This window comes from Streptomyces sp. NPDC019443 (genome assembly GCF_044389785.1).
GTDB lineage: Bacteria > Actinomycetota > Actinomycetes > Streptomycetales > Streptomycetaceae > Streptomyces.
In genome coordinates this window covers 124516-148926 of the sequence record NZ_JBIRYJ010000006.1, presented here as the reverse complement: position 1 = coordinate 148926, position 24411 = coordinate 124516, and the positions used below count along the sequence as shown (strand labels likewise).

General features: G+C 70.3%; 15 protein-coding genes. 3 read left to right on the top strand and 12 right to left on the bottom strand.

What is annotated here, in order from left to right; all coding sequences use genetic code 11:
- Positions 1-82 precede the first annotated feature (82 nt).
- The 3 genes from ACH492_RS20795 to ACH492_RS20785 are packed head-to-tail and all read right to left on the bottom strand — an operon-like array spanning position 83 to position 6871.
- Complete coding sequence (locus tag ACH492_RS20795) at positions 83-3721, bottom strand: LamG domain-containing protein (RefSeq protein ID WP_398988601.1); 3639 nt, start codon at positions 3719-3721, stop codon at positions 83-85.
- A gap of 23 nt (positions 3722-3744) precedes the next feature.
- A complete protein-coding gene (locus tag ACH492_RS20790; protein ID WP_398988599.1) occupies positions 3745-5316 on the bottom strand; it encodes an FG-GAP repeat domain-containing protein in 1572 nt (523 codons plus the stop codon).
- A 34-nt stretch (positions 5317-5350) separates the two neighbouring features.
- Complete coding sequence (locus tag ACH492_RS20785; protein ID WP_398988597.1) at positions 5351-6871, bottom strand: FG-GAP repeat domain-containing protein; 1521 nt, start codon at positions 6869-6871, stop codon at positions 5351-5353.
- A gap of 450 nt (positions 6872-7321) precedes the next feature.
- On the opposite strand from ACH492_RS20785, the gene ACH492_RS20780 reads away from it, so the two are divergent.
- Both ACH492_RS20780 and ACH492_RS20775 read left to right on the top strand, forming a co-directional pair.
- Positions 7322-7921 carry an acyltransferase gene (locus ACH492_RS20780; RefSeq protein ID WP_307663546.1) on the top strand — a complete coding sequence of 200 codons (600 nt, stop codon included), beginning with the start codon at positions 7322-7324 and terminating at the stop codon, positions 7919-7921.
- Positions 7922-8030: 109 nt separating this feature from the next.
- Positions 8031-10340, top strand: a complete 2310-nt coding sequence (locus ACH492_RS20775; RefSeq protein WP_398988594.1) for a glycosyltransferase family 4 protein — start codon at positions 8031-8033, stop codon at positions 10338-10340.
- 78 nt (positions 10341-10418) lie between these two features.
- Here ACH492_RS20775 and ACH492_RS20770 read toward each other — a convergent pair whose 3' ends face one another.
- The 4 genes from ACH492_RS20770 to ACH492_RS20755 all read right to left on the bottom strand — a co-directional run bounded on the left by ACH492_RS20770 (position 10419) and on the right by ACH492_RS20755 (position 13911).
- Entirely contained in the window at positions 10419-11897 is a 1479-nt protein-coding gene (locus tag ACH492_RS20770) for a glycosyltransferase (protein ID WP_398988592.1), read from the bottom strand.
- A gap of 21 nt (positions 11898-11918) precedes the next feature.
- Positions 11919-12482, bottom strand: coding sequence for a hypothetical protein (locus tag ACH492_RS20765; protein ID WP_307663543.1), 564 nt, complete (start codon positions 12480-12482; stop codon positions 11919-11921).
- A 9-nt stretch (positions 12483-12491) separates the two neighbouring features.
- Positions 12492-13607: a glycosyltransferase family 4 protein gene (locus tag ACH492_RS20760; RefSeq protein WP_398988590.1), complete on the bottom strand. Its 1116-nt coding sequence runs from the start codon at positions 13605-13607 to the stop codon at positions 12492-12494.
- Positions 13608-13731: 124 nt separating this feature from the next.
- Entirely contained in the window at positions 13732-13911 is a 180-nt protein-coding gene (locus ACH492_RS20755; protein ID WP_398989223.1) for a hypothetical protein, read from the bottom strand.
- Between ACH492_RS20755 and wecB the strand changes: the two genes are divergently transcribed.
- The gene (gene wecB / locus ACH492_RS20750; protein WP_398989199.1) at positions 13846-14898 is read left to right on the top strand and encodes a non-hydrolyzing UDP-N-acetylglucosamine 2-epimerase; all 1053 of its coding nucleotides are present in this window, start codon (positions 13846-13848) and stop codon (positions 14896-14898) included. The two genes, ACH492_RS20755 and wecB, sit on opposite strands and share 66 nt — an antisense overlap.
- A gap of 135 nt (positions 14899-15033) precedes the next feature.
- On the opposite strand, the gene ACH492_RS20745 is transcribed toward wecB, so the two are convergent.
- The 5 genes from ACH492_RS20745 to ACH492_RS20725 form a co-directional block, all read right to left on the bottom strand.
- Positions 15034-16317 (bottom strand): nucleotide sugar dehydrogenase, encoded by a 1284-nt coding sequence (locus ACH492_RS20745; RefSeq protein WP_307663541.1) that lies wholly within the window; start codon positions 16315-16317, stop codon positions 15034-15036.
- Positions 16314-17942, bottom strand: coding sequence for a glycosyltransferase family 2 protein (locus tag ACH492_RS20740; RefSeq protein WP_398988588.1), 1629 nt, complete (start codon positions 17940-17942; stop codon positions 16314-16316). The genes ACH492_RS20745 and ACH492_RS20740 overlap by 4 nt, the downstream gene beginning before the upstream one ends.
- Positions 17943-17953: 11 nt before the next feature.
- Entirely contained in the window at positions 17954-18922 is a 969-nt protein-coding gene (locus ACH492_RS20735) for a Gfo/Idh/MocA family protein (protein ID WP_398989197.1), read from the bottom strand.
- A 44-nt stretch (positions 18923-18966) separates the two neighbouring features.
- Positions 18967-20085, bottom strand: coding sequence for a DegT/DnrJ/EryC1/StrS family aminotransferase (locus ACH492_RS20730; RefSeq protein WP_398988586.1), 1119 nt, complete (start codon positions 20083-20085; stop codon positions 18967-18969).
- 330 nt (positions 20086-20415) lie between these two features.
- Positions 20416-24270: an Rne/Rng family ribonuclease gene (locus ACH492_RS20725; RefSeq protein WP_398988584.1), complete on the bottom strand. Its 3855-nt coding sequence runs from the start codon at positions 24268-24270 to the stop codon at positions 20416-20418.
- Positions 24271-24411: the final 141 nt, after the last annotated feature.

Sequence of the window (24411 nt, the reverse complement as noted above, 5' to 3'; positions counted from 1 at the left end):
ATTCGAAGTGGGCAATGAAAACCGAAAATGAGAGGCGGGTGTGCCGGCCCCCGTGCGGAGGCCGGCACACCCGCGGTGCGACTTACATGTCCGGCAGTGCCATCGGGTTGGCCATCTGCAGGACCGCTGTCTTGTCGGCCGCTCCGCTGTAGACACGGACCTCGTCGATCGCGCCGGCGAAGTACTCGCTGCCGCCGCCGAGTGCCGAACGACCCACCTGCAGGCCGCCGGTGGCACCCCAGAGGGTGTCCTCTGTGCCGTGCGCGGTGGCGGCGAGCATTCCGTTGACGTACAGCCGGATCTCGTTGGCGAAGGCGTCGTAGACCACGGCCAGGTGCTGGCCGGCCACGTCGGTGTCCGGGAGCTCCTGGTCGTCGTGGAAGACCGCCGCACTGGAGGTGGCCGAGTCGGAGGTGGCGACCGCCAGCTCCCACATCGACGGGGTCTCGGCGTCCGGCGCGGGCCGGTAGCGGACCGCGAGGCGGTTCGCGGCCGTGCCGGGCAGCGAGAGCACCGTCTGTGCCTTGACCGGGTCGAGCGAGGTGAGCTGAGCGCGCGCGGTCACGGTGAAGCTGGCGGCTCCGGTGACCGGGGCGGTGGCGGTGGACGCGTAGTCCCCGTCACCGTCCAGCAGCAGGTGGCCTGCTCCGACCATCGGGAACGGATCCTCCGACAGCGGATCGGTGGGCGCGGTGTGGATCTTCGCGTTGCCCGCCAGGCCGAGAACCGCCCCGTTGCCGGTCTCCGCGGAGGTCCGGTTGGTCTCCGCGTCAAGCTGCCAGTAACCCTTGCGGTCCGGCTTGACCGTCATGAGCTCCGCGACCTGCGCCGCGGGCAGCACCCGGTCGAAGACCCGGACCTCGGCGAGGTCACCGACGAAGTTGTCCCGGTAGCCACTCTTGGCCGTGGAGCGGCCGATCTGGAGCGGACCGTACGACTTCCACACCGAGCGCCGCTGGGCGACGCCCTTGGAGTCCTTGTTGATGTACAGCCGCAGCTCGCTCTTCTGCGCGTCGTACACGCCGGTCAGCAGGACCCACTGGTCCTTGACCACGGAGATTCCGGTGGACACGGCCTTCCACTTGCCGAGCGAGTCGACGTCGGTGACCGGTACGGAGAACGACCAGGTGCCGACAGTGTGGTCGTAGCCGAGGGTGAAGCCGGGCTCACCGGTGCCGTCCTGGCTCACGATCGTCATGTCACGGTCGAGGGCCGTCGGACGGACCCAGGCGCTGATGCTGAAGCTCTTCGAGGAGTCGAGCACCGTCTCGTTGACGTCGGCGAAGGCGTTGCCGGAGCCGTCGAAGCGAGCGGCCGAGTCGGCCTTTCCGCCGGGGCCCTCGACGCCGAAGCTGACGCCGGTGCCGGCGTCCGCCGAGAACTCACCTGTCTCGTCGTGGGCTTCGGTGCTGCCCGCACCGTCGGCGAAGTTCCACTGGCCGGCGACCGGCGTGCCCTCGGTCACCAGGAACTCGTAGTGCGCCTTGGTGCTGGGGTTCTCGGCCTTGTCGACCGCGATGACATCCACCCAGTGGCGGCCGGAGCGCGTCGGCATCCAGTTCACCGAGGCGGGGCCGCCGGCCGTCGCGGCGTTGATGGTGGTGGCCGGGGTGGCCGTGCTGTCGAACGCGTACCGGTACTTCACGACATCGGTGTCCGGCACCGAGTCATTGGGGTTCGGCGAGAAGGTGAAGGTGCCGTAGGTACCCACACCGTCGTGGTAGACGGTGTCGGACGGGTACTGCTTGGAGAGCACATTCGGCTTGCCGGGGAGCGTCTTGTCGTACATGAACTCGCAGCGAGTGGTGTCGCCGTCATAGCTCCATGGGCCGTAGCCGTCACCGTCGTACGCCCGCGCGCTCCAGTAGATGACCGTGTTCTGCGGGATCGTCGACTTCACCGTGTGGGTGAACTTGGTGTTGGGGGTCGGCGCAAGCCAGGAGGGAGTGAGATACGTGTAGCTCTTCGCCTCCTTGGAGACCGGGTCCGTCCACTCCACCTTGAACTCGACCTTGACCTTGTCGGTCTGGCCGTTCGCGTGGTCGGGGTCGCTCGCCACGGCCTGCAGCTTCGGCGGCACCTCGGCGTACGGCCGGCCGGCGCCCGTGTCGCAGATACCACCCGGGTCGCTGGACAGCGTGGTGATCTTCCGCGGCAGGTTGTTGTAGCTGATCGACAGGTACGCGTTGCCGCAGATCCGCTTCCACTCCGCGAACCGGCTCTCGTCGGCGGCGCGCAGACCCAGCGTCATCGACGACCAGCCTTCGTTCGCCGCGGTCCGCACCTCGCTGGTGAGCTCACCGGTGGAGCCGCTCTCGAAGTGCAGGTTCGCCTGGCTGGAGCAGGACGTCGGCGAGATGGCCTTGTCGACGGTCCCGATGTGGTCCGTCCAGTCGTCCTGGGTGTTGGACCAGTTGCTGGAGGAGGTGATGGTGTAGTTCTTGCCGCCGATCCGGTACAGCCGGATGGGCTCGGCGGTCGGGGACGCACTGTAGATGTGCGCGACGCGGGCGGAGAAGCTCGCGCCCAGGATCTGCTTCCCCTTGTAGAACGACACCGGCATGGTGAAGAGCAGACGCCGTACGCCGACACCGTTGCAGGAGACCGGGTTGTAGTCGGTCGGGCACTTGCCGACGCCGGCGCTGTCGGAGTACTTCCAGTCCTGCTCGGTCGGCATGCCGGACATCACGCCGGTCCAGGCCGTACGCGAAGTGGTGCGCTGGATGGGGTCGATGACGACCGGGAAGACGGTGTCCTTCGCCTTGAGCAGCTTCTGGTCGGGGACGAGCGACAGCTTGCCCTTGCCCAGTTCGATGCCCAGCGAGGCGGTCTTGCCGCCACCGCCCGGGCCGGCCAGGGCGGGCGCCGGCGCGACCGACGGAGCCGGCTCGGCAGCGGCGGCGGACGCGGACAGCGCCTTGGAGACCGCCTTGGGGCCCCGGGGCTTGGCCGCGGCCTCCTTCACGGCGGCCGAGTCCCACATGGCCGGCTTGCCGGCCTCGAAGACGGTGCCGCCCACCGCGGCGTCCTCGGCCTTCAGGGCGCCGGAGGCATCCTCCTTGATCTTGAGGCCGTCGGCCTTCAGCCCCAGGTCCAGCCTGGCCAGCTTCGGGTTGGCCGCGGCTTCGGGGGTCTTGACGACCAGCAGGTGGCCGAACCCGTCCGCCTCGGCCCGGACCGTCAGGTCGACGCCGGGCAGCGCGTCCACATAGGTGGCCGTCTCCCCCTTGATCACCGGAGCCGACAGCTTGCCGTACGGCCAGGTCAGGGAGAGCTCGCGGCCCGCCTGGTTCATGGTGACGAACGGCTTGCCGGCCTGGCCCCCGGAGAACGACAGGGCCACGGCGGCCGCCTTCGGCCCCACGCTGCCGTCCGACCGCTTCACCAGGGTCTTGTCGATGTCGACCCACTTGCCCGCCTGGACGGTGCGGATGGGATCTGTGTACTCACGTGCCGTGAAGGTGCCGTTGGGCTCGGCGAAGATCTCCCGGCGCGCGGTGCGCATCCCGAGGACTTCAACCTTCTTACCGCTCTTCTTCGCCGCCGCGAGTGCCTGGTTCTCCGTCTGCACCGGCTTGCCGGAAGCGACCGATGCCTGCTCGGGCTCCTTGGCCTCGGAGTTGCCCGGCAGGGCCGTGAAGCCACCGGTCAGCACGGCGCCCGCTGCCACAGCGGCCACCGCGCCACGCAGCACGAGGCTGCGCCGTATTCGTCTGGACACGCGTCCACTCTCCATGTCGCTCATCAACGGACCGCCGCGCCGAACGCGACGTCACCCGCGGGGATTCCGGCCTCGCCGGGCTTCCAGGTCTGTGTGGGGGCGCCACCGGACGCCACGTTCCACGGGAATCCGTAGACCGCGTGGCCGTCGGCGGGGCCATAGGGCATGCCCACGTACAGCAATGACGGGCTGCTCGCCAGGCTCATCCCGGCGAGCTGCCGGGGGGCGGGCTGGGACGGAATCCCGTAGCCCGGGTCGATCCAGTTGTCGGACGCGCCGACGGCGCCGACCAGCGGGAAGATCTGCACCCCGCCCTTTTCCGGGTGCTCCTCCGCGGACTCCTCGCCGGGCACGCCGACCGCAAGCCGCGTCGTGGTGGCGGAAGCGACCGTGTTCGGCGACGAGTTGGCCGCGGCCACCCGCTGTCCGAAGAAGTCGCCGGCCTCGGCCTCCTCGTCCACACCTTCGACGTTCTGGTCGATCCACGCGGTCTGCGTGAAGCTCCCCGACGCCGTGACCCGGAACACCTGGACCGCACCCGCGTCGACGGTGGTGGACAGGTCCTCGCCCGGAACGCCGACTGCGAGCAGGGACTCCGTGGTCGAGGTGGCGCCGGAGGGGCGGTACGGCACCATCGCGAGCGACGTACCGAAGCCGTCGCCGACCTCCTCGGCGCCCTGGACGGCGTCCTGGTCCTGGCCCAGTCCGACCAGCGGCTTCGGATAGCCCGACACGAGGGTGTGGCTGAAGACCGCGACGCCTCCGGCGAAGGTCGTCGTGCCGAGCGCCTCGCCCGGCGTGCCGACGGCGAAGTGGGTGGGCGTCGCGGCGAGTGACGCACCGAACCGGTCGTCGATTTCCGCCACACCCGGCACCGCTCCGCCGGCGTCGGTGTCCTGGTGGTTCCCGACGACGGTCTGCGCGGTGCCGGAGACGTAGAAGAACGCCCCGGCGTCCTCGACCGTGCCGATCGACTCGCCCGGAGAGCCGATCAGCAGATACGGCGTGCCGGCGGACGACTTGCCCGCGGCCAGCGCGTAACCGGTCCAGTCTCCGGTCTCGGCGGAGCCACCGAGCGTCCCGGTCTCGCCCTGGATGTGCTCCTTGACGGCCTTGCCGCCGCCGATGCCGGTCGGGGAGCCGTAGACGATCTGCATCCCGCCCGCGTCGGCGTTGGTCGAGATGTCCTCATAGGGCATACCGACGGCGAGATCGCTGCAGCCGTCCGCGTCGGCGTCGTAGACGGCGAGCGCGTACCCGTACTGGTCGCCCGCCTCGGCGGCACCGGGCACTGAGGCCGTCTCCTGCGAGAGCTCCAGGGTGCCCTTGCCGCCGCCGTACACGACGCGGACGAGTCCGGCCCGCTGTACGCCCGCGACGGTGGCCTCGGGGTCCGCGATCGCGGTGTCGCGGACACCGTCACCGTTGAAGTCCGACTCCACGCCCGAGCAGCCGGCGGCGATGGCCGCCGCGGGCGGTGTCAGGGGCGTTCCGGGCCCGAAGCAGAGCGCGAAGGCTGTCAGGACGACAACACTCGCGCCGCCGGCGGTGCGCCGGCGAATCGCGCCCTGTGGCGGGCGCGTTGGACTGGTCACTGAGATGTTTCCTCTCTCACTTTTACCTGCGCTGTCAGCGCACGAGCGCGCCGAACGCAACGTTCTCCGCCGGGATTCCGCCTTCGCCCGGCTTCCAGGTCTGGGTGGGCGCACCGCCGTTCGGCGTGTTCCACGCGAAGGCGTGGACGGCCCTTCCCTCGGCGGGCCCGTAGGGAATGCCTACGTAGAGCGAGGTCGGGCTCGCGCCGAGGCCGATGCCGACGAGCGTGCGGGGAGCCCGTGGGGACGGAATGCCGTCGCCGGGTGCGATCCAGCTGTCGGCGGCGCCGGGCTCGCCGAGCATCGAGAACAGCTGTACGCCGCCCTCCTCCGGGAACTCCTCCGTGGACTCCTCGCCCGGTACTCCGACGGCAAGGCGCATGGTCGTGGCGGTACTGACCACGTTGGTGGCGGTGTTGACGGCCGCGAGTCGCTGCCCGAAGAAGTCGCCGGCTTCAGCCTCGCCCTCGACACCGGGCTGGTTCTGGTCGATCCACTTGAGCAGCGTGACGGTGCCGTCGGACTTGATGTGGTAGAGGTGCACCGCACCCGCGTCGACCGTGGTCGACAGGTCCTCGCCGGGTACGCCCACGGCGAGCAGCGAGTCGGTCGTGGTGGCCGCGCCGGCGGGCCGGTACGGCGCCATCGCCAGCGATGTGCCGTAGCGGTCGTCGACCTGGGCGGCGATGTCGGGCCCGGGAGTGCGTCCCTGCCCCATGCCGAACAGCGGGTCGGGGACTCCGAGGGAGTTGATGGACGGGCGGAACGCGATGACACCGCCCGCGGACTCCACGGCTCCGATCGACTCGCCGGGGGCGCCGACCACGAAGTGCCGGTCGGTGGCGGAGATGGACGCCCCGAACTGGTCGTACGCCTCGGCGTCCTCCCAGACACCGGTGGTGTCCTGGGAGACGCTAGCCACGTCGTACGCGGTGCCGTAGACGTAGTGGATCATCCCCATGTCGACGCCGCCCGCGCCGTCCTCGCCGGGGACCCCGATCACCAGGAAGGGGAAGCCGGTCGCGGACTTGCCCGCGGCGACGGCGTGTCCGACCCAGTCCTCGGCCTCGTAGCCGCCGCCGAGCTTGCCGTCGGAGCCCTGCCGGAAGCCGTAGCTCCCCAGGCCGCCCGAGGCGATGCCGGCCGGCGAGCCGTAGATGAGGTGGACCAGGCCGGCGTCCTTGATGGTGTTGCCGACCAAGTTGATGTCCTCGTACGGGATGCCCACGGCGATGTCGCTGCAGCCGTCGAGATTGGCGTCGTACACGGCGAACGAGAAGCCGAACTGGTCGCCCGTCTCGGCTCCGTCGGAGACCTCGGGCGAGTCCTGGGACAGTTCGAAGGTGCCCTTGCCGCCGCCGTACACGATGCGGATGAGCCCCGCCCGCTGCTTCCCGGAGACGGTGGCCTCCGGGTCGGCGATGGCGACATCGCGGATTCCGTCGCCGTTGAAATCGGACTGTGCCCCGGCACAGGCCGTGGCCGCCACCGCCTGCGGCGTCACTGCCGCTCCCTGCCCCAGCACGGAGAAGACGGCCGCCAGAGCGACGGCCATCACCCCCCGGCCCGTACGTGTACCGACCCGCGGCATCGTTTCCCCCACACTCCGTCCGCGCCGGACTGTGAGAAGCCGGCGGGAACCTCAAATGACTGATGGAGGCGTCACCGGACGGCGTCGCCCGGAAAACCCCCCGCCTCCGGGCAGTTGTTGAGGAGAAGTTGTGTGGTGTCGGGCAGACCGACGACACGCTCGGCGCACACCGCGCCGAAGCACCCCCGCTGCGCTTCCCCCCACTGCGGACCTGACATTCCCCAACCTCAACCAGCCCGTAGAAGCGGAAGGGGACTTTTCCATGTGTCATGCACCCGCACAAGAACACATGTCGGACATGATCGTCTCCGAGCGATCACAGATTGATCACATTGCCTCCGCAGACATCATTGGTTCCTCACTCGGCGGGCCACGTATGCTCAGCCCGCCAAGCCCCGCGTGAAAGGCAGCACAGTGAGCTACAGGGTCCAGCCCACCGCCCAGGTCGACGAGACCGCCGAGATCGGCGCCGGGAGCAGCGTCTGGGAGCTCGCCCAGATCCGTGAGGGCGCGCGGCTCGGCGAGGGCTGTGTAGTGGGGCGGGGCGCCTACGTCGGCACCGGCGTCACGATGGGCGACAACTGCAAGCTGCAGAACTACGCGCTGGTCTATGAGCCCGCCGAGCTCGGCGACGGTGTCTTCATCGGTCCCGCCGTCGTGCTCACCAACGACCACAACCCGCGTTCCGTCGACCCCGAGGGCAAGCAGAAGCGCGGTGGCGACTGGGAGGCCGTGGGCGTGAAGATCGCCGACGGTGCCTCGATCGGCGCACGTTCGGTGTGTGTCGCCCCGGTGCGGATCGGGCGCTGGTCCATGGTCGCGGCGGGCGCGGTCGTCACCAAAGACGTGCCGGACTTCGCGCTGGTCGTCGGCGTGCCCGCCCGGCAGATCGGCTGGGTCGGCAAGGCCGGCGTCCGTCTGATGGAGCGTGCGGACGAGTCCGGCGTGTGGGAGTGCCCGCAGACCGGCGCGGTGTATGTGGAGAAGGACGGCGTCCTCGACGACCGGAGCTGACACCCGTCCGGCTCCCCACCACCTCTCCTCCCACCCTCTCCTCGCCGCAGAGCCCGCCCCGGGCTTCGATACCCTGGGGCCCTGCGTCATGTTGTGCGAAGGGAACCAGATGAAAAGCCACGTGCTCTATCTCGCGCTCGGAACGTACCGGGTACGGGCAGCACGCGAGCATGTCAAGGAACTTGCGTCCTCCGGCTCGCAGGTCGTGCTGGTCGTCGCGGACTGTGAGGAGTGGGCGGAGACCGCCGCCGAACTCTCGCGCCTGGACGGCGTGGAAGTCGTACGGCTCTCCCTCGACAAGCACGGCTCGGCATGGCCCGCCGCGAAGAAGCTGGTCGGCGACAAGTCGGGGCCCTTCGCCACGGCCGAGCGCCTGATCGCCGGTGACGCACACGCACTGCCGACGGCCTGGGCGGCCATCCGGCGGCGGCCGGAGCTCACGCTCGAGCTGGAGCCCGCCAACACGGACGGTCACACCGCGGAGCCTTCGGACCTCGCCGTGATCACCCCCTGGTACCCCTCGCCGAACAACCCGTACGCCGGATCGTTCGTCCAGGCGATGACGGCAGCGGTGGCCGGTCAGTTCGACCGGGTCGCCGTCTTGCACACCGAGGACTGGTCGGGCCGGGCACACCCCGCGCTGAACGACGCGATCAAGGTCACCGTGGACCGCCTCCAGGAGCGCTCGGACCTCATCCCCGTCGTGGAGTCCGCGGAGGGCACCGTCGTCCGGATCCCCGTGCCGCTCACCCACCGCAAGAACTACAGCCCCTGGGTCGCCGCCCAGGAGAAGGCCCTGCTCCCCGCGCTGCCCACGGGCAAGATCGAGGCCCCCCTCGTCCACGCCCACACCGGCATCTACGGCGGTGTGCTGGCCCTGCACCTGGCCAGGCCCGACGCGCGCGTGGTCGTCACCGAGCACTCCTCGTTCCTCGACAAGGTATTCGCGCAGCCCGCCGCCCTGGAGCTGTACGGCGAGGTGCTGGAGCGGGCGGACGCGTTCTTGTGCGTCAGCTCCCGGCTGCGGGAGCAGATCGCCGCGGAGTTCCCGGCGTACGCGCACAAGCTCAGCGTCGTACCGAACATGATCGACTTCGGTCGCTTCACGCCTGGCCCGGAGCGCTCGGCCGAGCTGCTCAGCTGGCTGTACGTCGGCCGGCTGATCAAGCCGAAGGGCGTCGACGAACTGCTCGAAGCCTTCGCTCTCGTGGCGAAGAAGGAGCCGCGGGCGACGCTCACCCTGGTCGGCCACGGCCCCCGCGAGGATGACCTCATCGCCCGCGCCGACGAGCTCGGCCTCGGCGACCGCGTCAGCATCCTGCCGCCCGTGTCCCCCGAGGACGTCAACGCGCTGATGCACAAGCACGATCTGCTCGTGCACGCGAGCAAGGGCGAGACGTTCGGTATGACGGTCGTGGAGGCCGTCGCCGCCGGCCTGCCCGTCCTCGCCACACGCAGCGGCGGCCCGCAGGAGAGCCTGGCCGGCATCGAGTCCAAGGCCGGCGCGTTCATGGACGTCAGCGAGGACCCCAGGGTCATCGCCGACGCCTACTGGCAGCTCAGGAAGGACGCGGCCGGGATCGACCTGTCGGCGGCCCGTGAGGTACTGGAGAGCCGGTTCGGCACCGAGGCGGTGGCCAAGCAGCTCCTCTCGGTCTACGAGGGCACCCCGCTCCCCGCCGCCGCGGACGTGCCCCTCCCGGTCCAGGCCGAGCAGCGCGAGCAGGCCGAGCAGCACGAGCAGCCCGAGCAGCACGAGCAGCCCGAGCAGCCTGCCGAGAGCGCCGCGACGGTCACTGAGAAGCAGGACGAGAAGGCCCCTGAGAGCACCGAGCCGGTCGGCCGCGCGGTCATCCTCGCGCTGACGCCGCCCGGCAGGCCGCGCCGCATCGTCGACTTCGCCAACTACCTGACCGAGGTGGGCGTCGAGGTCACGCTGGTCTCGGGCAGGGCGGGCCAGTTCTGGCAACGCGCACAGCTGGACTCCCGCGTCCCCGTGGTGAGCATCGAGGCCGCCGAGAAGAAGCTGCGCATCCCGCGCGGCGAGCGCTTCCTCGTCTACCGCGCCCCGCGCGCGGTGCTGCGCAAGGCCCGCAGAGTCGCCGCCCGTAACCGCAAGTCCATCACGCCCGAGCTCGCCGTCGCGTCAGTCCAGCGGGCTCACACCAGGGCCGCCAACGCCTTCCACAAGAAGATCTTCAACCGTGGATACCGGGAGATCCGGCCGCAGCTGCTGTCCCGGGTGGCCAAGCGCGCCGCCCTTCCGGAGCTGCGGCTCGACCTCGCCGACCATGTGTTCGTGAGCGACATCAACTCCACGGTGACGGGCTGGAAATGGGCCAAGGCCCACCCGCACCTCACCGTCACCATGCACATGGACCGGGAGATCTACGCGCCGAAGGACGAGAAGGACGCGTAGGACGAGTAGGCGCCGATGCCAACGGCGAAGGCCCCGACGGGAGTTCCGGTCGGGGCCTTCGCCGTTGGCGGATCCGAATCAGTCCTCGATTCGGTCCTCGGATGAGTCCTCGCGGCCGACGATGGTCCGCAGCCGCTCCTCGAAGGGCTTGAGCACGGCGTCGCGCTGGTACCTGTCCGCGTGCCTGCGCGCGATCTCGCGCTGCTCCGGCGTCAGATCACGCGCGGCCTTGCCCGCCGCGACCATCGAGGCCGCCAGCTCGTCCACGTCCAGGCTGTTGGCGTTGAACCACAGCGGATAGCCCTCGAGCACGTCCTGGGCGGCGATTCCCGGCGCGTGCACCGAGACGATCGGATGCCCGAAGGCCATGTACTCGAAGATCTTGCCCGAGGTCACGTACTTGCCGCCGCCGGCCAGGAAGACCAGCACGTCCGCGTCCTCGTAGACCTTGCCGACCTCGGTCTTGGAGACCGGCCCGCAGTAGCGCAGTCCGGTGTCCTCGGCCCCGTTCTCGGGAGCCTCGTCATCCAGGCCGAGCTTCTTCTTCAGCGTCGCCGGGCTGTTCTTGAAGAAACCGAGGTGGCCGTGGATCTGCAGCTCGGCGTCCGTCAGATCGGGATGACGGCGGGCGATCTTGAACGCCTCGGCCATCTCCTCGACGGGCTGCTTGACGGTGAGCGTGCCGAGGTACGCGAACTTCAGCGGCCGCTGCCCCTCGGCAGAAGACTGCTCGACGGCGGGCGCCTCGGTCTCGGCAGCGGTCTCGGTCTCGGTCTCGGCAGCCTCCCCCGTCTCGGCAGCCGCCCCGGGCTCCGGATTCTCGGCCGGCTCGGGGGCCGCCGGAATGACGTCCGCGTCCCAGCCGTTCGGGACCACCATCATGCGGTCCGCGACCTCCGGGTACCGCTCCGCGTGCCAGCCCCGCAGTGCCTCGTTCACGAACACCGACGCGGCCGCCTTGTTCAGCATCCGCTTCTCCCAGGCCCAGGCGATATGACCCTTGGGGAAGGCGGGCTCGTCGTGGAACAGGTCCAGCGTCCACGAGTCGCGGTAGTCCATGACGTACGGAACACCCGTCAGCCGGTTGAACAGCCAGGCCGCGCCGAAGGACGCGAACGGGTTGCCGGTGGCGACGACGACGTCGAAGCGCTTCTTGGAGTGCAGCTTCAGCGCGCGTACGACGGAGGCCCAGGCCCACGAGGAGTAGCGCTCCGGGAACAGCTTCGTCTGGCTGAACTGGTACACGCGCTTCGCCATCAGCGGGAAGCTGCGGCGCAGCCAGCTGAACTCACGCAGGTCCTGCTGCCAGGTGTACTGGTTGAGCGACGGCCGCTCGACCTTGATACGCGGGTCGACCGTCTCCGAGAGACCCTCGTCCACCGAGCCGATCCTCTTGTAGAGGAAGTCCAGCGGAGACGCGCAGACCGTGACGTCCCAGCCCTTCTCCACGAGGTGGTTGGCCGTCGCCCTGGCGCGGTACACGCCACTCGCCCGGGAGGGCGGGAAGTAGAACGCCAGATAGAGCACGCGTGGGCGCCGGTCGCTGCGGTTCTTCATGGATCTTCCTCGGTGTTGAGATCAGCGAGCGGCTGAGGTCTGCGGGGTCTGCGGGGATACGTCGGAGTCGATGCCGTAACAGACCTTGGGGACTGCCAGGCCGTCGGACTCCCACGCCTGAATCAGTTGTACGGCGCGGGGCACCGAAAGCGCATCAGCGACGACGAGCAGCTCCGGGCCCTTGCGCGGGCCGAAGTGGCGCCAGACCAGCCGGTCGGAGATCTTCGGCCACACCCGGCGGTGCAGCGGGACGAACACCCGCCGGTGGACTCGGGCCGCCACTCGGCGCTCGTACGCCTTGAGGGCTCGCTTCGCCTTGCCGGCCAGCGGGCCGCGGCCGGCGACACGTACGACGAGCCTCGGCACACGGTAGAGCACCAGGCGCTCCAGCCTCCGCGGCAGATGGCGCGCCTCGAGCTCGTCGGCCGTCACCAGCTCCACGCCGGGCTCGAAGCCCTGGTCGAGCCACGGCTTGCGCGCGCCGACCAGGACGACGGCCCGGCCGCCGCGCGCCACAACTTCCGCCGACTCTTCGACCACGGCCCGCTTGCGGGAGGCGCCGAGAGCCAGGAACAGGACCTGCATGTCACTCCATCACGGGGAGTCGGGGAACCAGAGACGGTAGTGCGCCTGGGCGACGGCCTCGTAGCCGTACTGCGCGGCCAGCTGCTCCTGGGCACGCTTCAGATCCAGACCGCCGCTGTCGAAGCGGTCGCGCAGGCGCCGGTAGCCGTCACTGATCGACTCGGCGTTCTCTTCCACATCAATGAGCTCGCCGGCCGCGTCCTCGATGCCGGCCAGCGTCTTCTCGGGTCCACCGCAGCGGGTCACCAGCACCGGCATTCCGGCGGCGATGCCCTCCACGATGGTCATCCCGAAGGTCTCGTACCGGCTCGGGTGGACCAGCAGGTCGTGCTCGCGCATCAGGTCGAGAGCCTGCTCGTGCGGGATCGAGCCGGGCAGGTCCACGGCGTCGCTCAGCCCGAGCTCGGCCACCCGCGCGGTCAGCGGCTTACGCAGCGGGCCCTCGCCGACCATCGTCAGCTTCAGCGACGGGTCCTGGGCGTGGCACTGGGCGAAGGCCTCGACCAGCCAGCTGACGCCCTTGAGCTCGACCATGCTGCCCAGGTAGAGCCACTTGCGCAGCTCGGTGACCGGGGCAGGGCGGCTCACGTCGAAGGAGATCGGGTTGGGGATGCGCAGGATCTTGTCGGCGTGGTGCGGGAACTGCTTGCTCAGCACCTCGGTGACCTTGTCGCCGACGGCGAAGAAGCCGGTGACCCGGGCCAGCAGCTCGTCGTAGAGCTCGACGGCCTCGGGGTCCTGGAAGACCCGCTCGAGGAACGAGGCGTGCTCGGTGACGAAGACCCTCGCGTCAGGACGGGCGTTCTGCACGGCCGCCCAGCCGCTCGGCAGGCCGACATGGGCGTGCACGACAGGGGCGTCGATGGGCTTGTTGCCCAGGGCCGCACGCAGCTGCCGTTCATGGCTGCGGGACTGGGCGCCGTAGTCCTGGCCGCGCGGGGTGGTGACCGGGAAATGCACCAGATCGGCACCGCCGGCGGTGGGCACGCGGTGCGCGGCGCGGGTCACCAGTTTGCCACCGGCCGCTTCCACCGCTTGAGTGGTGGCGGCGTCCATCGGTGCGACCCACGGGTCGCAGTGATAAACCACGAAGCTGTCACAGCCGGGGGCCGTCGCACCGACCATTGCCTGGACGAAAGATCCTCGGAAAGGCAGCTCACGTGTGGGGTACCACGGCGTGACTACGGCCGCATCCCTGGATGCTGCCTGATTCATTACCGACTTCCTCCCCGGAGCACACGTCGAGGCGTCACTTTATCATCGGACGGAATTCGGTCTTCGGCACCGCCGGCGGCCCGTAACCCAAGGTATCGAGGAGCAGTTCACCGTGAAGGTCATCAGCGTCGTCGGCGCTCGTCCCCAATTGGTCAAACTCGCACCGATCGCCGCTGCGTTCGCGGAAACCGACCATCAGCACGTGATTGTTCACACAGGGCAGCACTACGACGCCGACCTGTCCGACGTCTTCTTTTCCGGCCTCGGCATTCCGGACCCCGATGTGCACCTCGGCATCGGCTCGGGCAGCCACGGTGCCCAGACCGGCGGTGTGCTCACCGCGATGGACCCGGTCCTCGACGCCGAGCAGCCCGACTGGGTACTCGTGTACGGCGACACGAACTCGACGCTGGCCGGTGCGCTGTCCGCGGTGAAGATGCACCTCCCCGTCGCGCACCTGGAGGCCGGGCTGCGGTCCTTCAACCGCCGGATGCCCGAGGAGCACAACCGCATCCTCACCGACCACGCCGCCGACCTGCTGCTCGCGCCGACCGAGGAGGCCATGCGCCACCTGGCGGCCGAGGGGCTCAGCAAGCGCTCGGTGCTCGCCGGTGACGTCATGGTCGACGTGTGCCTGCGGATCAGGGACGCGGTGCTGGCCGGTGAGCACCCCAGTCCGGTGCTGCCCGAGGGCATCGACCCCCAGGCGCCGTACCTGCTCGCGACGCTGCACCGTCCGGACAACACCGACGACCCGAAGCGCCTGGCGGCGATCATCGACTCGCTCGCGAACCTGCCGGTGCCGGTGGCCCTGCTGGCGCACCCGCGCCTCGTCGTGCGCGCCGAGGAGCACGGCATCAAGCTGAACCAGGGCTCGCTGCACTCGGGCAGGCCCCTGCCGTACGCCGGTCTTGTCGCCGCCGTCCTCGGCTCGGCCGGTGTGGTCACGGACTCGGGCGGTCTGCAGAAGGAGGCGTTCCTGCTGGACCGCGTCTGCACCACGATCCGCCCGGAGACCGAGTGGGTCGAGACGCTGGAGGGCGACTGGAACCAGCTGGTCCCGAACCCGCACGACCTGGGCGCGTCCGCCTGGGCGGAGATCGCCACCCGCCCGGCCCCCACGGCCGAGCGCGGCCTTCCGTACGGCGACGGCAGGGCCGCCCACCGCGTGGTGGAGTTCCTGGAGCAGCACAAGCGCTAGTACGTACGGCGAAGGCCCCGGTCACCAGTGGTGACCGGGGCCTTCGTCCTGGTACGTCAGCCATCGATCGAGGAACCCCAACAGCGCCCAGCCACCTCCGCGAGAGCGGCGCCGGTTCAGGCGCAAAGGGGGGCGTCAGCCGCCGATGACGACCCGGCGTACGCCTTCCCAGCGCTTCGGGTCGGTGGTGCGCCGCCCGTCGACCAGGACGCGGACGTCCGGCAGGTCGGAGGCGGCCAGCTCGCGGTACTCGGCGTGGTCGGCCTGCAGGATCGCGGCGGTAACGGTCTGGCCCTCGTGCGGGGTCAGACCGTGCGCGGTCAGCTCCTCGGCCGTGTACATCGGGTCCGACACGAAGGGGACGGCCCCGCGCGCCTTGAGCGCCTCGACGGTCGGGAAGACGCCGGAGAAGGCCGTCTCCTTCACGCCGCCGCGGTAAGCGGCGCCGAGCACCAGCACGCCCGCGCCGTCCAGGTCGCCGTAGGCGGCGGCCAGCAGGTCCACGGCGTACTCGGGCATGGCGGCGTTCGCCTCGCGCGCCGAGCGCACGACGGTGGCCTCCGGGTCGTTCCACAGGTACATCCGCGGGTAGATCGGGATGCAGTGGCCGCCGACCGCGATGCCGGGCTGGTGGATGTGGCTGTAGGGCTGCGAGTTGCAGGCCTCGATGACCTTCTTGACGTCGATGTCGTTCTTGTCGGCGAACCGGGCGAACTGGTTCGCCAGGCCGATGTTGACATCGCGGTAGGTGGTCTCGGCGAGCTTCGCCAGCTCGGAGGCCTCGGCGGTGCCCAGGTCCCAGACTCCGTTCGGCTGTGCCAGGTCGGCACGCTCGTCGAAGTCCAGCACCTGCTCGTAGAACTCCACGCCGTGCTTCGTCGAGGCCTCGTCGATGCCGCCGACGAGCTTGGGGTAGCGGCGCAGGTCGGCGAAGACGCGGCCGGTGAGCACCCGCTCCGGCGAGAAGACCAGGTGGAAGTCCTCGCCCGCGGTGAGGCCGGAGCCCTGCTCCAGCATCGGGGCCCAGCGGGTGCGGGTGGTGCCGACCGGCAGGGTGGTCTCGTACGAGACGAGGGTGCCGGGCTTGAGACCCGCGGCGATCGCCTTGGTCGCGGAGTCCATCCAGCCGAAGTCCGGCACGCCGTCGGCGTCCACGAACAGCGGGACGACGACCACGACGGCGTCGGACTCGGCGACGGCGGCCGCGGTGTCGGTGGTCGCGGTCAGCAGCCCGGCGCCGACGGTCTCCTTGAGCAGACGGTCGAGATCGTGCTCACCGGGGAAGGGCTCGGTGCCGGCGTTGACCAGCTCGACGACCTTCTCGTTGACGTCGGCGCCGATCACCCGGTGGCCCTTGGCGGCGAACTGCACGGCGAGCGGAAGCCCGATCTTGCCGAGCGCGACTACACAGATATTCATCGGGTTACTTTCCTCTTCAACCGGACCAGCAGGGGTCGCACGCGCGACCACCATCTATTCTCGGGCGGGAACAGCAGACCGGTCAGCACAACCATCCGGCCCTTGGTGTTCACGCGCGCCGCCACTCGATACGGGGTGCCACTGCGCCAGCGCCGGGCAAGCGGCATCGGCTTGTCCGTGCCGCGCACCGGGATCTCGTACGTCCAGCCTGCGACATCCACGTAGAGGCGCACGCCCAGCTGGGCCTGGCGGGGCTCTATCGGGATGCGCGCACGGATCACCGTGCCGGCTGCATCGGCAGTGACTTCCTGGATGAACTCGCCCATCGGGGCCGGGAGTTCATGACCGGCGGGCAGCCTGCGGGCGCCGGCCTTGTCCGCGCTCTTGGGCATCGCGCCCTGGACGAGGCGGATGACGGCCGACTCGGTGTCGCCGGTCAGCCCGGTGCGTACCGCGATGGCCAGGGACAGATTGTCGCCGCTTTGCTCCCACTCGGCGGAGACCAGCTCGGTTCCGGCCGAGAGGCGGCCGGGCACCGATTCCCCGATCAGCTCGAAGACCCGGTCGGGGATGTTCAGCGCGGGGTCCCGGAAGCCCGGGTAGCGGGCGAAGGCCCTGCCGTCCTCCAGGTGGAACGGCGGTGCGCCGTTCGCCTCCTCGTCCTCGATCGCCGCGACGAGCTCGTCCACCGCGCCGCGCTGGGCCAGGGCGAGCCTGACCCGCCGCGTGACCGGCAGGGAGTCGCGCAGTCCGTCCGTGAGGTACTCGTCGGCCAGATCGGCGATTCCGGCGCACACCTCGCGCCTGGTCTGCGGGTCGAGCGCCGGGAAGTCGGCCTGGATGAGCTTGGAGAGCTCCCAGGTGAAGTGGCGCTTGAAGACGGTGTCGCGCTGTGGCCCGGCCTCGATGAGCCCGGCCGCCTGCTTCATGATCTTCGCAGTGCAGCGCAGCCGCGCCAGATGATCGGCGCGGTAGGTGATGTTGCTCGCGTCCCCGCGCTTCACCGCGTAGTAGTACGTGTAGTCCGCGAGCACCGAGATCTTCCGGGCCCGCACGCACGCCTCGATGGTGAACGGCTGGTCGCTGCCGACCGGCAGGTCCTCGGGGAAGCGCAGCTTGTACATCTCCACCAGCTCGCGGCGGAACAGCTTGGTGTTGGCCAGCGTGAACGGCAGCGCCGAGTCGTAGAGGCTGACGTCCGGGTTGCTCTTCTTGAAGAGCGCCTGGTGCACATAGCGGCCGTTGGTGCCGACCATCTTGCCGACCACGACGTCCGAGTCGTGCTCGTCGGCACAGGCCACCATCCGTGCCAACGCCTCTTTGCCGAGGTGGTCGTCGGAGCCGATGAAGTAGACGTAACGTCCGGTGGCCACGTCCAGCGCCCTGTTGCTGGGCGCGGCCGGGCCACCGGAGTTCGCCTGGTGGATCACTTTGACGGTGTCCGGGTACTTCTTGGCGAAGCGGTCGAGCTCCGCCCCGCTGTCGTCCGTGGAACCGTCGTCGACGGCCACGATCTCAAGCCTGTCCAGGCCAATGCTCTGCCCGACAAGGGAGTTAAGGCATTCCGTCAGATACGGCATCGTGTTGTACACGGCGACGACGACGGTGACATCAGGACTGGTCAAGGCTCCTCGCCCTACTGGGCCGCGGCGTGCGCGGAGAGATCGACTGTGGTACCGCTGGCGGCTGAGTGCAGCACGGCTGCTGCCACCTCTACCGTACGAAGGCCCTGGCGCAGCGTGCAGATGTCGTTGGACTTGCCAAGGACAGCGTCGCGGAAGAGCTCGTGCTCGACCAGCAGCGGCTCGCGCTTCGGGATCGCGTAACGAATCATGTCGCCCTCGGCGACACCGCGGAACGCCTGCAGCGCCTCCCACTCGGTGGCCTGGGCGGCGTTCGAATAGAAGGTCAGGTCGGCGGTGAGGGTGTCCGCGATGAAGCAGCCCTTCTCACCGGTGACCGAGGTGAACCGCTCCTTGAGCGGGCTCAGCCAGTTGACCAGGTGGTTGACCATCGTGCCGTCGGAGAGCTGGCCGACCGCGGAGACCATGTCCTCATGCGGACGGCCCGACTTGGAGACCGTGCGCGCCGCGATCGAGGTGTACGTCTGTCCGGTCACCCACCCGGTGAGGTCGATGTCGTGGGTGGCGAGGTCCTTGACCACGCCGACGTCGGCGATGCGGTGCGGGAAAGGGCCCTGGCGGCGGGTGACGACCTGGTAGACGTCACCGAGCTCGCCGGCCTCCAGGCGCTGGCGCAGCGAGCGCAGCGCCGGGTTGCAGCGCTCGATGTGGCCGACGCCGGCCACCAGGCCCCGCGACTCGAAGGCGTCGACGAGCCTGCGGGCGCCCTCCACGGTGTCCGCGACGGGCTTCTCGACCAGCGCGCCGACCCCGGCCTCGGCGAGCTTGAGGCCGACTTCCTCGTGCAGCGCGGTCGGGCAGGCCACGACGGCGTAGTCGACACCGAGCGAGATCAGCTCCTCGACGGTCGACAGCACGGGTACGCCCTGCGCCCAGCCGTTCTTGTCACCCATCGGGTCGACGACGGCGACGAGTTCGACGCCTTCCAGGCCGGCGAGTACGCGGGCGTGGTGGCGGCCCATCGAGCCGAGGCCGATCAGGCCGGCCCGCAGTCCCTGGGCGGTGCTCACAGGTTCTCTCCAAGCTCGTTCACGGCGGCGGCGATGCGCTCGAGGTCCTCCGCGGACAGCGAAGGGTGCACCGGAAGCGAGACGACCTCGGCGGCCGCACGCTCGGTCTCGGGCAGGTCCCAGTTGCGGCCGGCCTTCTGGTCCGGCTCCCAGTACGGCTTCAGCCGGTGGATCGGGGTCGGGTAGTAGACGGCGTTGCCGACACCCGCCTCGGTGAGCTTCGCCATCGCGGCGTCGCGGTCCCCGCTGATCCGGACCGTGTACTGGTGGTAGATGTGGCGCGCGCCCTCGGCGACCGTCGGGGTCTGCACGTTCGGTGCGGTGATGTGCTCGGTGAGGTACGCGGCGTTGGCGATGCGCTGCTCGGTCCAGCCGGCCAGCTTCGAGAGCTGTACGCGGCCGACGGCGGCGGCGACGTCCGTCATACGCATGTTGGCGCCGACGATCTCGTTGGCGTACCGCTGCTCCATGCCCTGGTTGCGCAGCAGGCGCAGGGTGCGGGCGATCTCGGCGTCACCCGTGGAGATCATGCCGCCCTCGAGGGAGTGCATGTTCTTGGTCGGGTAGAAGCTGAAGGTGCCGCCGGAGCCGAACGCGCCGACGGGGGTGCCGTTCAGCGCCGCCGCGTGCGCCTGGCAGGCGTCCTCGACGACGGCCAGCTTGTGCTTGGCGGCGATGGGCATGATCTTGTCCATCGCGGCCGGGTGGCCGTACAGGTGCACCGGCATGATCGCGGCGGTGCGCGGCGTGATGGCGGCCTCGACAGCCGCCGGGTCCAGGCCGAAGGAGCCGGGCTCGATGTCGGCGAAGACGACATCGGCGCCGACCAGCCGGACCGCGTTCGCCGACGCGGCGAACGAGAATGAAGGAACGATTACTTCGTCACCCGGGCCGATACCCAAAGCCAGCAGAAGGAGGTGCAGCGCGGAGGTACCCGAGTTGACGGCCACACAGTGGCGCCCCTCGACGAGCTCCGAGAAGCCCTCCTCGAACGCGGCGACCTCAGGGCCCTGTACGACCCTGCCGCTGCGCAATACGCGTACCGCGGCCTCGATTTCTTCCTCACCGATCACCGGGCGGGCAGCGGGGATGGGCTGCTGATTGCTGCTCGTCATGGACGTCCTCCTTGAACACCGCAAGAGCTCTTTGTGGCAGAGGTCAGGGGCGGAGCGGACGTCTCGCGAGGCCGCGCACACCCCTCCGGCGCAAGCCAACGCCCTACCGAGGATCTGGGACCGGTCTTGTCCCGAACCGGGCCGGTCACCCACCGTAGTCTCCGGAACGGGGCCTCACCCGGCAGCGACCGCCGTCACATTATCAGGGATTTCCTAGTCAATTTCGGGGCTGTTAACAGAGCACTGCATCAATTCGGAGACAAAGAGCGCGCCCCACCCCGCGACCTGCGAGGTGGGACACGTTCTGTTCACTGAGGGCTCATCAACTGTTCAGCTATCGGTGGCCGCCGTCACAGACGGCAGCGCCTGCTGCTCGGCCGCGGCGGTCTTCTTCGCACCGGCCTTCTTGGCGGTCGTCTTCTTCGCCGCGGTCTTCTTGGCCGCCGTCTTCTTGGTGGCAGCCTTCTTCGCGGTGGCCTTCTTGGCGGTCTTACGAGCCGCCTTCTTGGCCGGGGCGGCCTCTTCGGCCGTCGCCGCCTCGGTGTCGGCTGCCGTGGTGCTGCTCACCACGACGACCGCGGCCTCCTCCGCGCCCGAGGGCGAGCCGGCCGGGGCGGTGACCTTGCGGGTCACCCGGCGGCGGGCACGCGGCGGGGCCGCGACGGGAGCCTCCTCGGCGACGGGGGCCTCGGGAGCCTCGGGAGCCTCGACGGGCGTCTCGGCCTTCGCCTCGATGACGACCTCCGCCTCGGCGGCCTGCGCCTCAACGGCCTTCGGCGCACCGGCCGGAGCGGTCGCCTTACGGGTGGCCCGGCGGCGGCCGCGGCCCGTCGGGGCCGCCTCCTCCACGGGAGCCACGGGAACCTCAGGAGCCTCCGGCTCGGCGACCGGAGCCTCGGTCCTGGCCTCGATGACCACCTCGGCCTCAGCGGCCTTCGGCGCACCCGCCGGAGCGGTCGCCTTACGGGTCGCCCGGCGGCGGCCACGGCCGCGCGAAGCGGCAGCCTCGGCCTCCGCGGCGCTGCTGTACAGCTCCTCGTCCGGCACAAAAGTGTCAGCCAGCGCCACCGGGGCAGCCACCTCGGCGGCGACCTCCGCCTCGGTCTCGGCCTCGGCCTCGGCCTCGGCAGCGATCTCGTGCTCGTGGACATGCTCCGCACCGCCGCGGCCGCGCTTCTTGGAACGCTTGCCGCCGCCACCGCCACCGGCGACGGTCGGCTGCTCCATGTGCACGATCACGCCACGGCCGTTGCAGTGGACGCAGGTCTCGGAGAAGGACTCCAGCAGGCCCTGGCCCACACGCTTACGGGTCATCTGGACCAGGCCCAGCGAGGTGACCTCGGCCACCTGGTGCTTCGTACGGTCGCGGCCCAGGCACTCGAGCAGTCGCCGCATGACCAGGTCGCGGTTGGACTCGAGCACCATGTCGATGAAGTCGACGACGACGATGCCGCCCAGGTCGCGCAGCCGCAGCTGGCGCACGATCTCCTCGGCCGCCTCCAGGTTGTTCCTGGTGACGGTCTCCTCGAGGTTGCCACCCTGACCGGTGAACTTGCCGGTGTTGACGTCGACCACGACCATGGCCTCGGTCTTGTCGATCACCAGCGAACCGCCGCTCGGCAGCCAGACCTTGCGGTCCAGCGCCTTCATCAGCTGCTCGTCGATCCGGTTCGTCGCGAAGACGTCGGTCTCGCTCGTCCACCGCTGCAGACGGTCGACCAGGTCCGGCGCGACGTGCGAGACGTAGCCGTGGATGGTGTCCCAGGCCTCGTCGCCGCTGACGACGACCTTGGAGAAGTCCTCGTTGAAGATGTCGCGGACGACACGGACCGTCATGTCCGGCTCGCCGTAGAGCAGCGTCGGGGCGTTGCCGCTCTTGGACTTCTTCTGGATCTCCTCCCACTGCGCCTGCAGCCGCTCGACATCGCGGCGCAGCTCGTCCTCGCTCGCGCCCTCCGCGGCGGTACGGACGATGACGCCCGCGTCCTCGGGGACGATCTTCTTGAGGATGGTCTTCAGACGCGCGCGCTCGGTGTCGGGCAGCTTACGGCTGATGCCGGTCATCGAGCCCTCGGGCACGTAGACCAGGTAGCGGCCGGGCAGCGAGACCTGGCTGGTCAGGCGGGCGCCCTTGTGGCCGATCGGGTCCTTGGTCACCTGGACGAGGACCGACTGGCCGGACTTGAGCGCGACCTCGATACGGCGCGGGCCGTTCGCCATGCCCAGCGCCTCGAAGTTGACCTCACCGGCGTACAGGACGGCGTTGCGTCCCTTGCCGATGTCGACGAACGCGGCCTCCATGGACGGCAGTACATTCTGCACCTTGCCCAGGTAGACGTTGCCGACGTACGACGTCGCCTGCTCCTTGTTGACGTAGTGCTCGACGAGCACGTTGTCCTCAAGGACGCCGATCTGGGTGCGCTCGCCGTTCTGCCGGACGACCATCACGCGCTCGACGGCCTCACGGCGGGCCAGGAACTCGGCCTCGGTGATGATCGGCACGCGGCGGCGGCCCTGCTCGCGGCCCTCGCGGCGGCGCTGCTTCTTCGCCTCCAGACGGGTCGAGCCCTTGATGGACTGCACCTCGTCGGACGGCTCGTCGCTCTTCTGGCGCGCGGGGCGGGGCTCGCGGACCTTGACCACCGTGCGCTCCGGGTCGGTCGTACCCGTCTCGTCCTCGGCGGCGGAGTCACCGCTGCGACGACGGCGGCGACGACGGCGACGGCTGCTGGAGGTACCGGCGGCGGAGGGGGTCTCGGTCTCGCCGTGCTCCTCCTCGTCCTCCTCTTCCTGGATGTCCTCGGCGGCGGCCTCGTCAGCCTGCTCCTCCGAGGTCTCGTCGGCGTCGGCGGGCTCGCCGCGGCGACGGCGGCGGCCACCACGGCGGCGACGGCGCGAGGGGCGGTCCTCGAACTCGTCCGACTCCTCGCCCTCGGCGGCCTGCTCCGGCTCGGGCTCGGTCTCCGCCTCGGGCTCGGCCTGCTGGGCGGCGTGCGCGGGGGTCTCGACGGGCTCGGCGGGCTCACCGCGGCGGCGACGACGGCGACGGCCGGCGGGCTCCGGGGCGGCGGTCTCGGCGACCGGCTCGACGACGTCCTCGTCCTCCTCCTCGGTGTCCACGGCAGCGGCGGCGGCCGCTGCGGCCGTCTCCGGGGTCTGGAACATCGGCTCGGTGAATACCGGGGCCTGGAACACGGCCACAGCGGGCCGGGCGGCACGGCGGCCGCGCGCGGGCGCCTCGGCCGCTTCACTCTTCTCGGCCTTCTCGGCCTTCTCGGCCTTCTCCGGGCGAGCGGTGAACTCGGGGGATACGGCACGGCGGCGCGTACGGCCCCGGGTCGCCGCCTTCTCGGCGGCCGCGACCTCGGCCTCGGCATCGTCGGAGGCGATCTGAGCGACCGCGTCGGCGGGCAGGCTCTCGCCCTCATCGGTGACGGCCTCGTCGCCGTTGGCCTCGACAGCCTGCGGGGCGCCGGCGGGCGCGGTGGCCTTGCGGCCGGCGCGGCGGCGGGTGCGGCCGGCCGGAGCGGCCTCCTCTGCGGCGGCCTCCGGCTCGGTGGCCTCGGCCGTCTCCACGGCCTGCGGCGCACCGGCGGGCGCGGACGCCCTGCGACGGGCACGGCCACGCGGCGCGGGGGCCTCGTCTTCGGCGGCAGGCTCTTCGGCGACGGCCTCGGGGGCAGCGGGCTCGGGGGCAGCGGGCTCGGCGACCGGCTCGGGGGCGGTCACCTGGCGGGTGGCACGGCGGCGCGTACGCGGCGCGGCCACCTCGGCCTCGGGCTCAGCAGGCTCAGCGGCCTCCGCGGTCTCAACCGTCTCGGCGGGCACGGTGGCCTTACGGGTCGCACGGCGCCGCGTACGCGGCGCTGCGGCCTCCTCCGCGGCGGCCTCCGGCTCGGCAGCCTCGGCGGCCTGCGGCGCAGCGGCAGGCGCGGTCGCCTTACGAGTCGCACGGCGCCGCGTACGCGGCGCTGCGGCCTCCTCCGCGGGGGCCTCCGGCCCGGGCGCAGCGGCGACGGTCTCGGAGACGTCCGTGGCTTCCACGGCGTCCGTTGCTCCCGCGGCCGCCGTCGGCGGTCCCGCGGGGCGCGATGCGGCGCGGCGCCTGCGGCGCGGCGGCAGCGTATCGCTGGGCGAATTGTTCTCGGTCTCTCCGGCAGTGCCGGATTCGTTCGGCTCGAGCATGCGGGCGGTTCTCCCGTCACGCTCCCGGGCGCCACGCCTGATTCCGGTCCGGCCGCGGCCCGCGTGATGTGCGCGGTGCCGCCGTCCGGGGCGCGGGCGCCGCACGGGAGCTGATGTATGGCTCGCCGGTTCCGTACGCGA

Bases quoted from the DNA above. Each gene is read 5' to 3' on its own strand.
- ACH492_RS20785 (WP_398988597.1), bottom strand. From the start codon at position 6,871: ATGGCCGTCGCTCTGGCGGCCGTCTTCTCCGTGCTGGGGCAGGGAGCG.
- ACH492_RS20775 (WP_398988594.1), top strand. From the start codon at position 8,031: ATGAAAAGCCACGTGCTCTATCTCGCGCTCGGAACGTACCGGGTACGG.
- ACH492_RS20770 (WP_398988592.1), bottom strand. From the start codon at position 11,897: ATGAAGAACCGCAGCGACCGGCGCCCACGCGTGCTCTATCTGGCGTTC.
- ACH492_RS20765 (WP_307663543.1), bottom strand. From the start codon at position 12,482: ATGCAGGTCCTGTTCCTGGCTCTCGGCGCCTCCCGCAAGCGGGCCGTG.
- ACH492_RS20760 (WP_398988590.1), bottom strand. From the start codon at position 13,607: ATGGTCGGTGCGACGGCCCCCGGCTGTGACAGCTTCGTGGTTTATCAC.
- ACH492_RS20745 (WP_307663541.1), bottom strand. From the start codon at position 16,317: ATGAATATCTGTGTAGTCGCGCTCGGCAAGATCGGGCTTCCGCTCGCC.
- ACH492_RS20735 (WP_398989197.1), bottom strand. From the start codon at position 18,922: ATGGGCCGCCACCACGCCCGCGTACTCGCCGGCCTGGAAGGCGTCGAA.
- ACH492_RS20730 (WP_398988586.1), bottom strand. From the start codon at position 20,085: ATGACGAGCAGCAATCAGCAGCCCATCCCCGCTGCCCGCCCGGTGATC.
- ACH492_RS20725 (WP_398988584.1), bottom strand. From the start codon at position 24,270: ATGCTCGAGCCGAACGAATCCGGCACTGCCGGAGAGACCGAGAACAAT.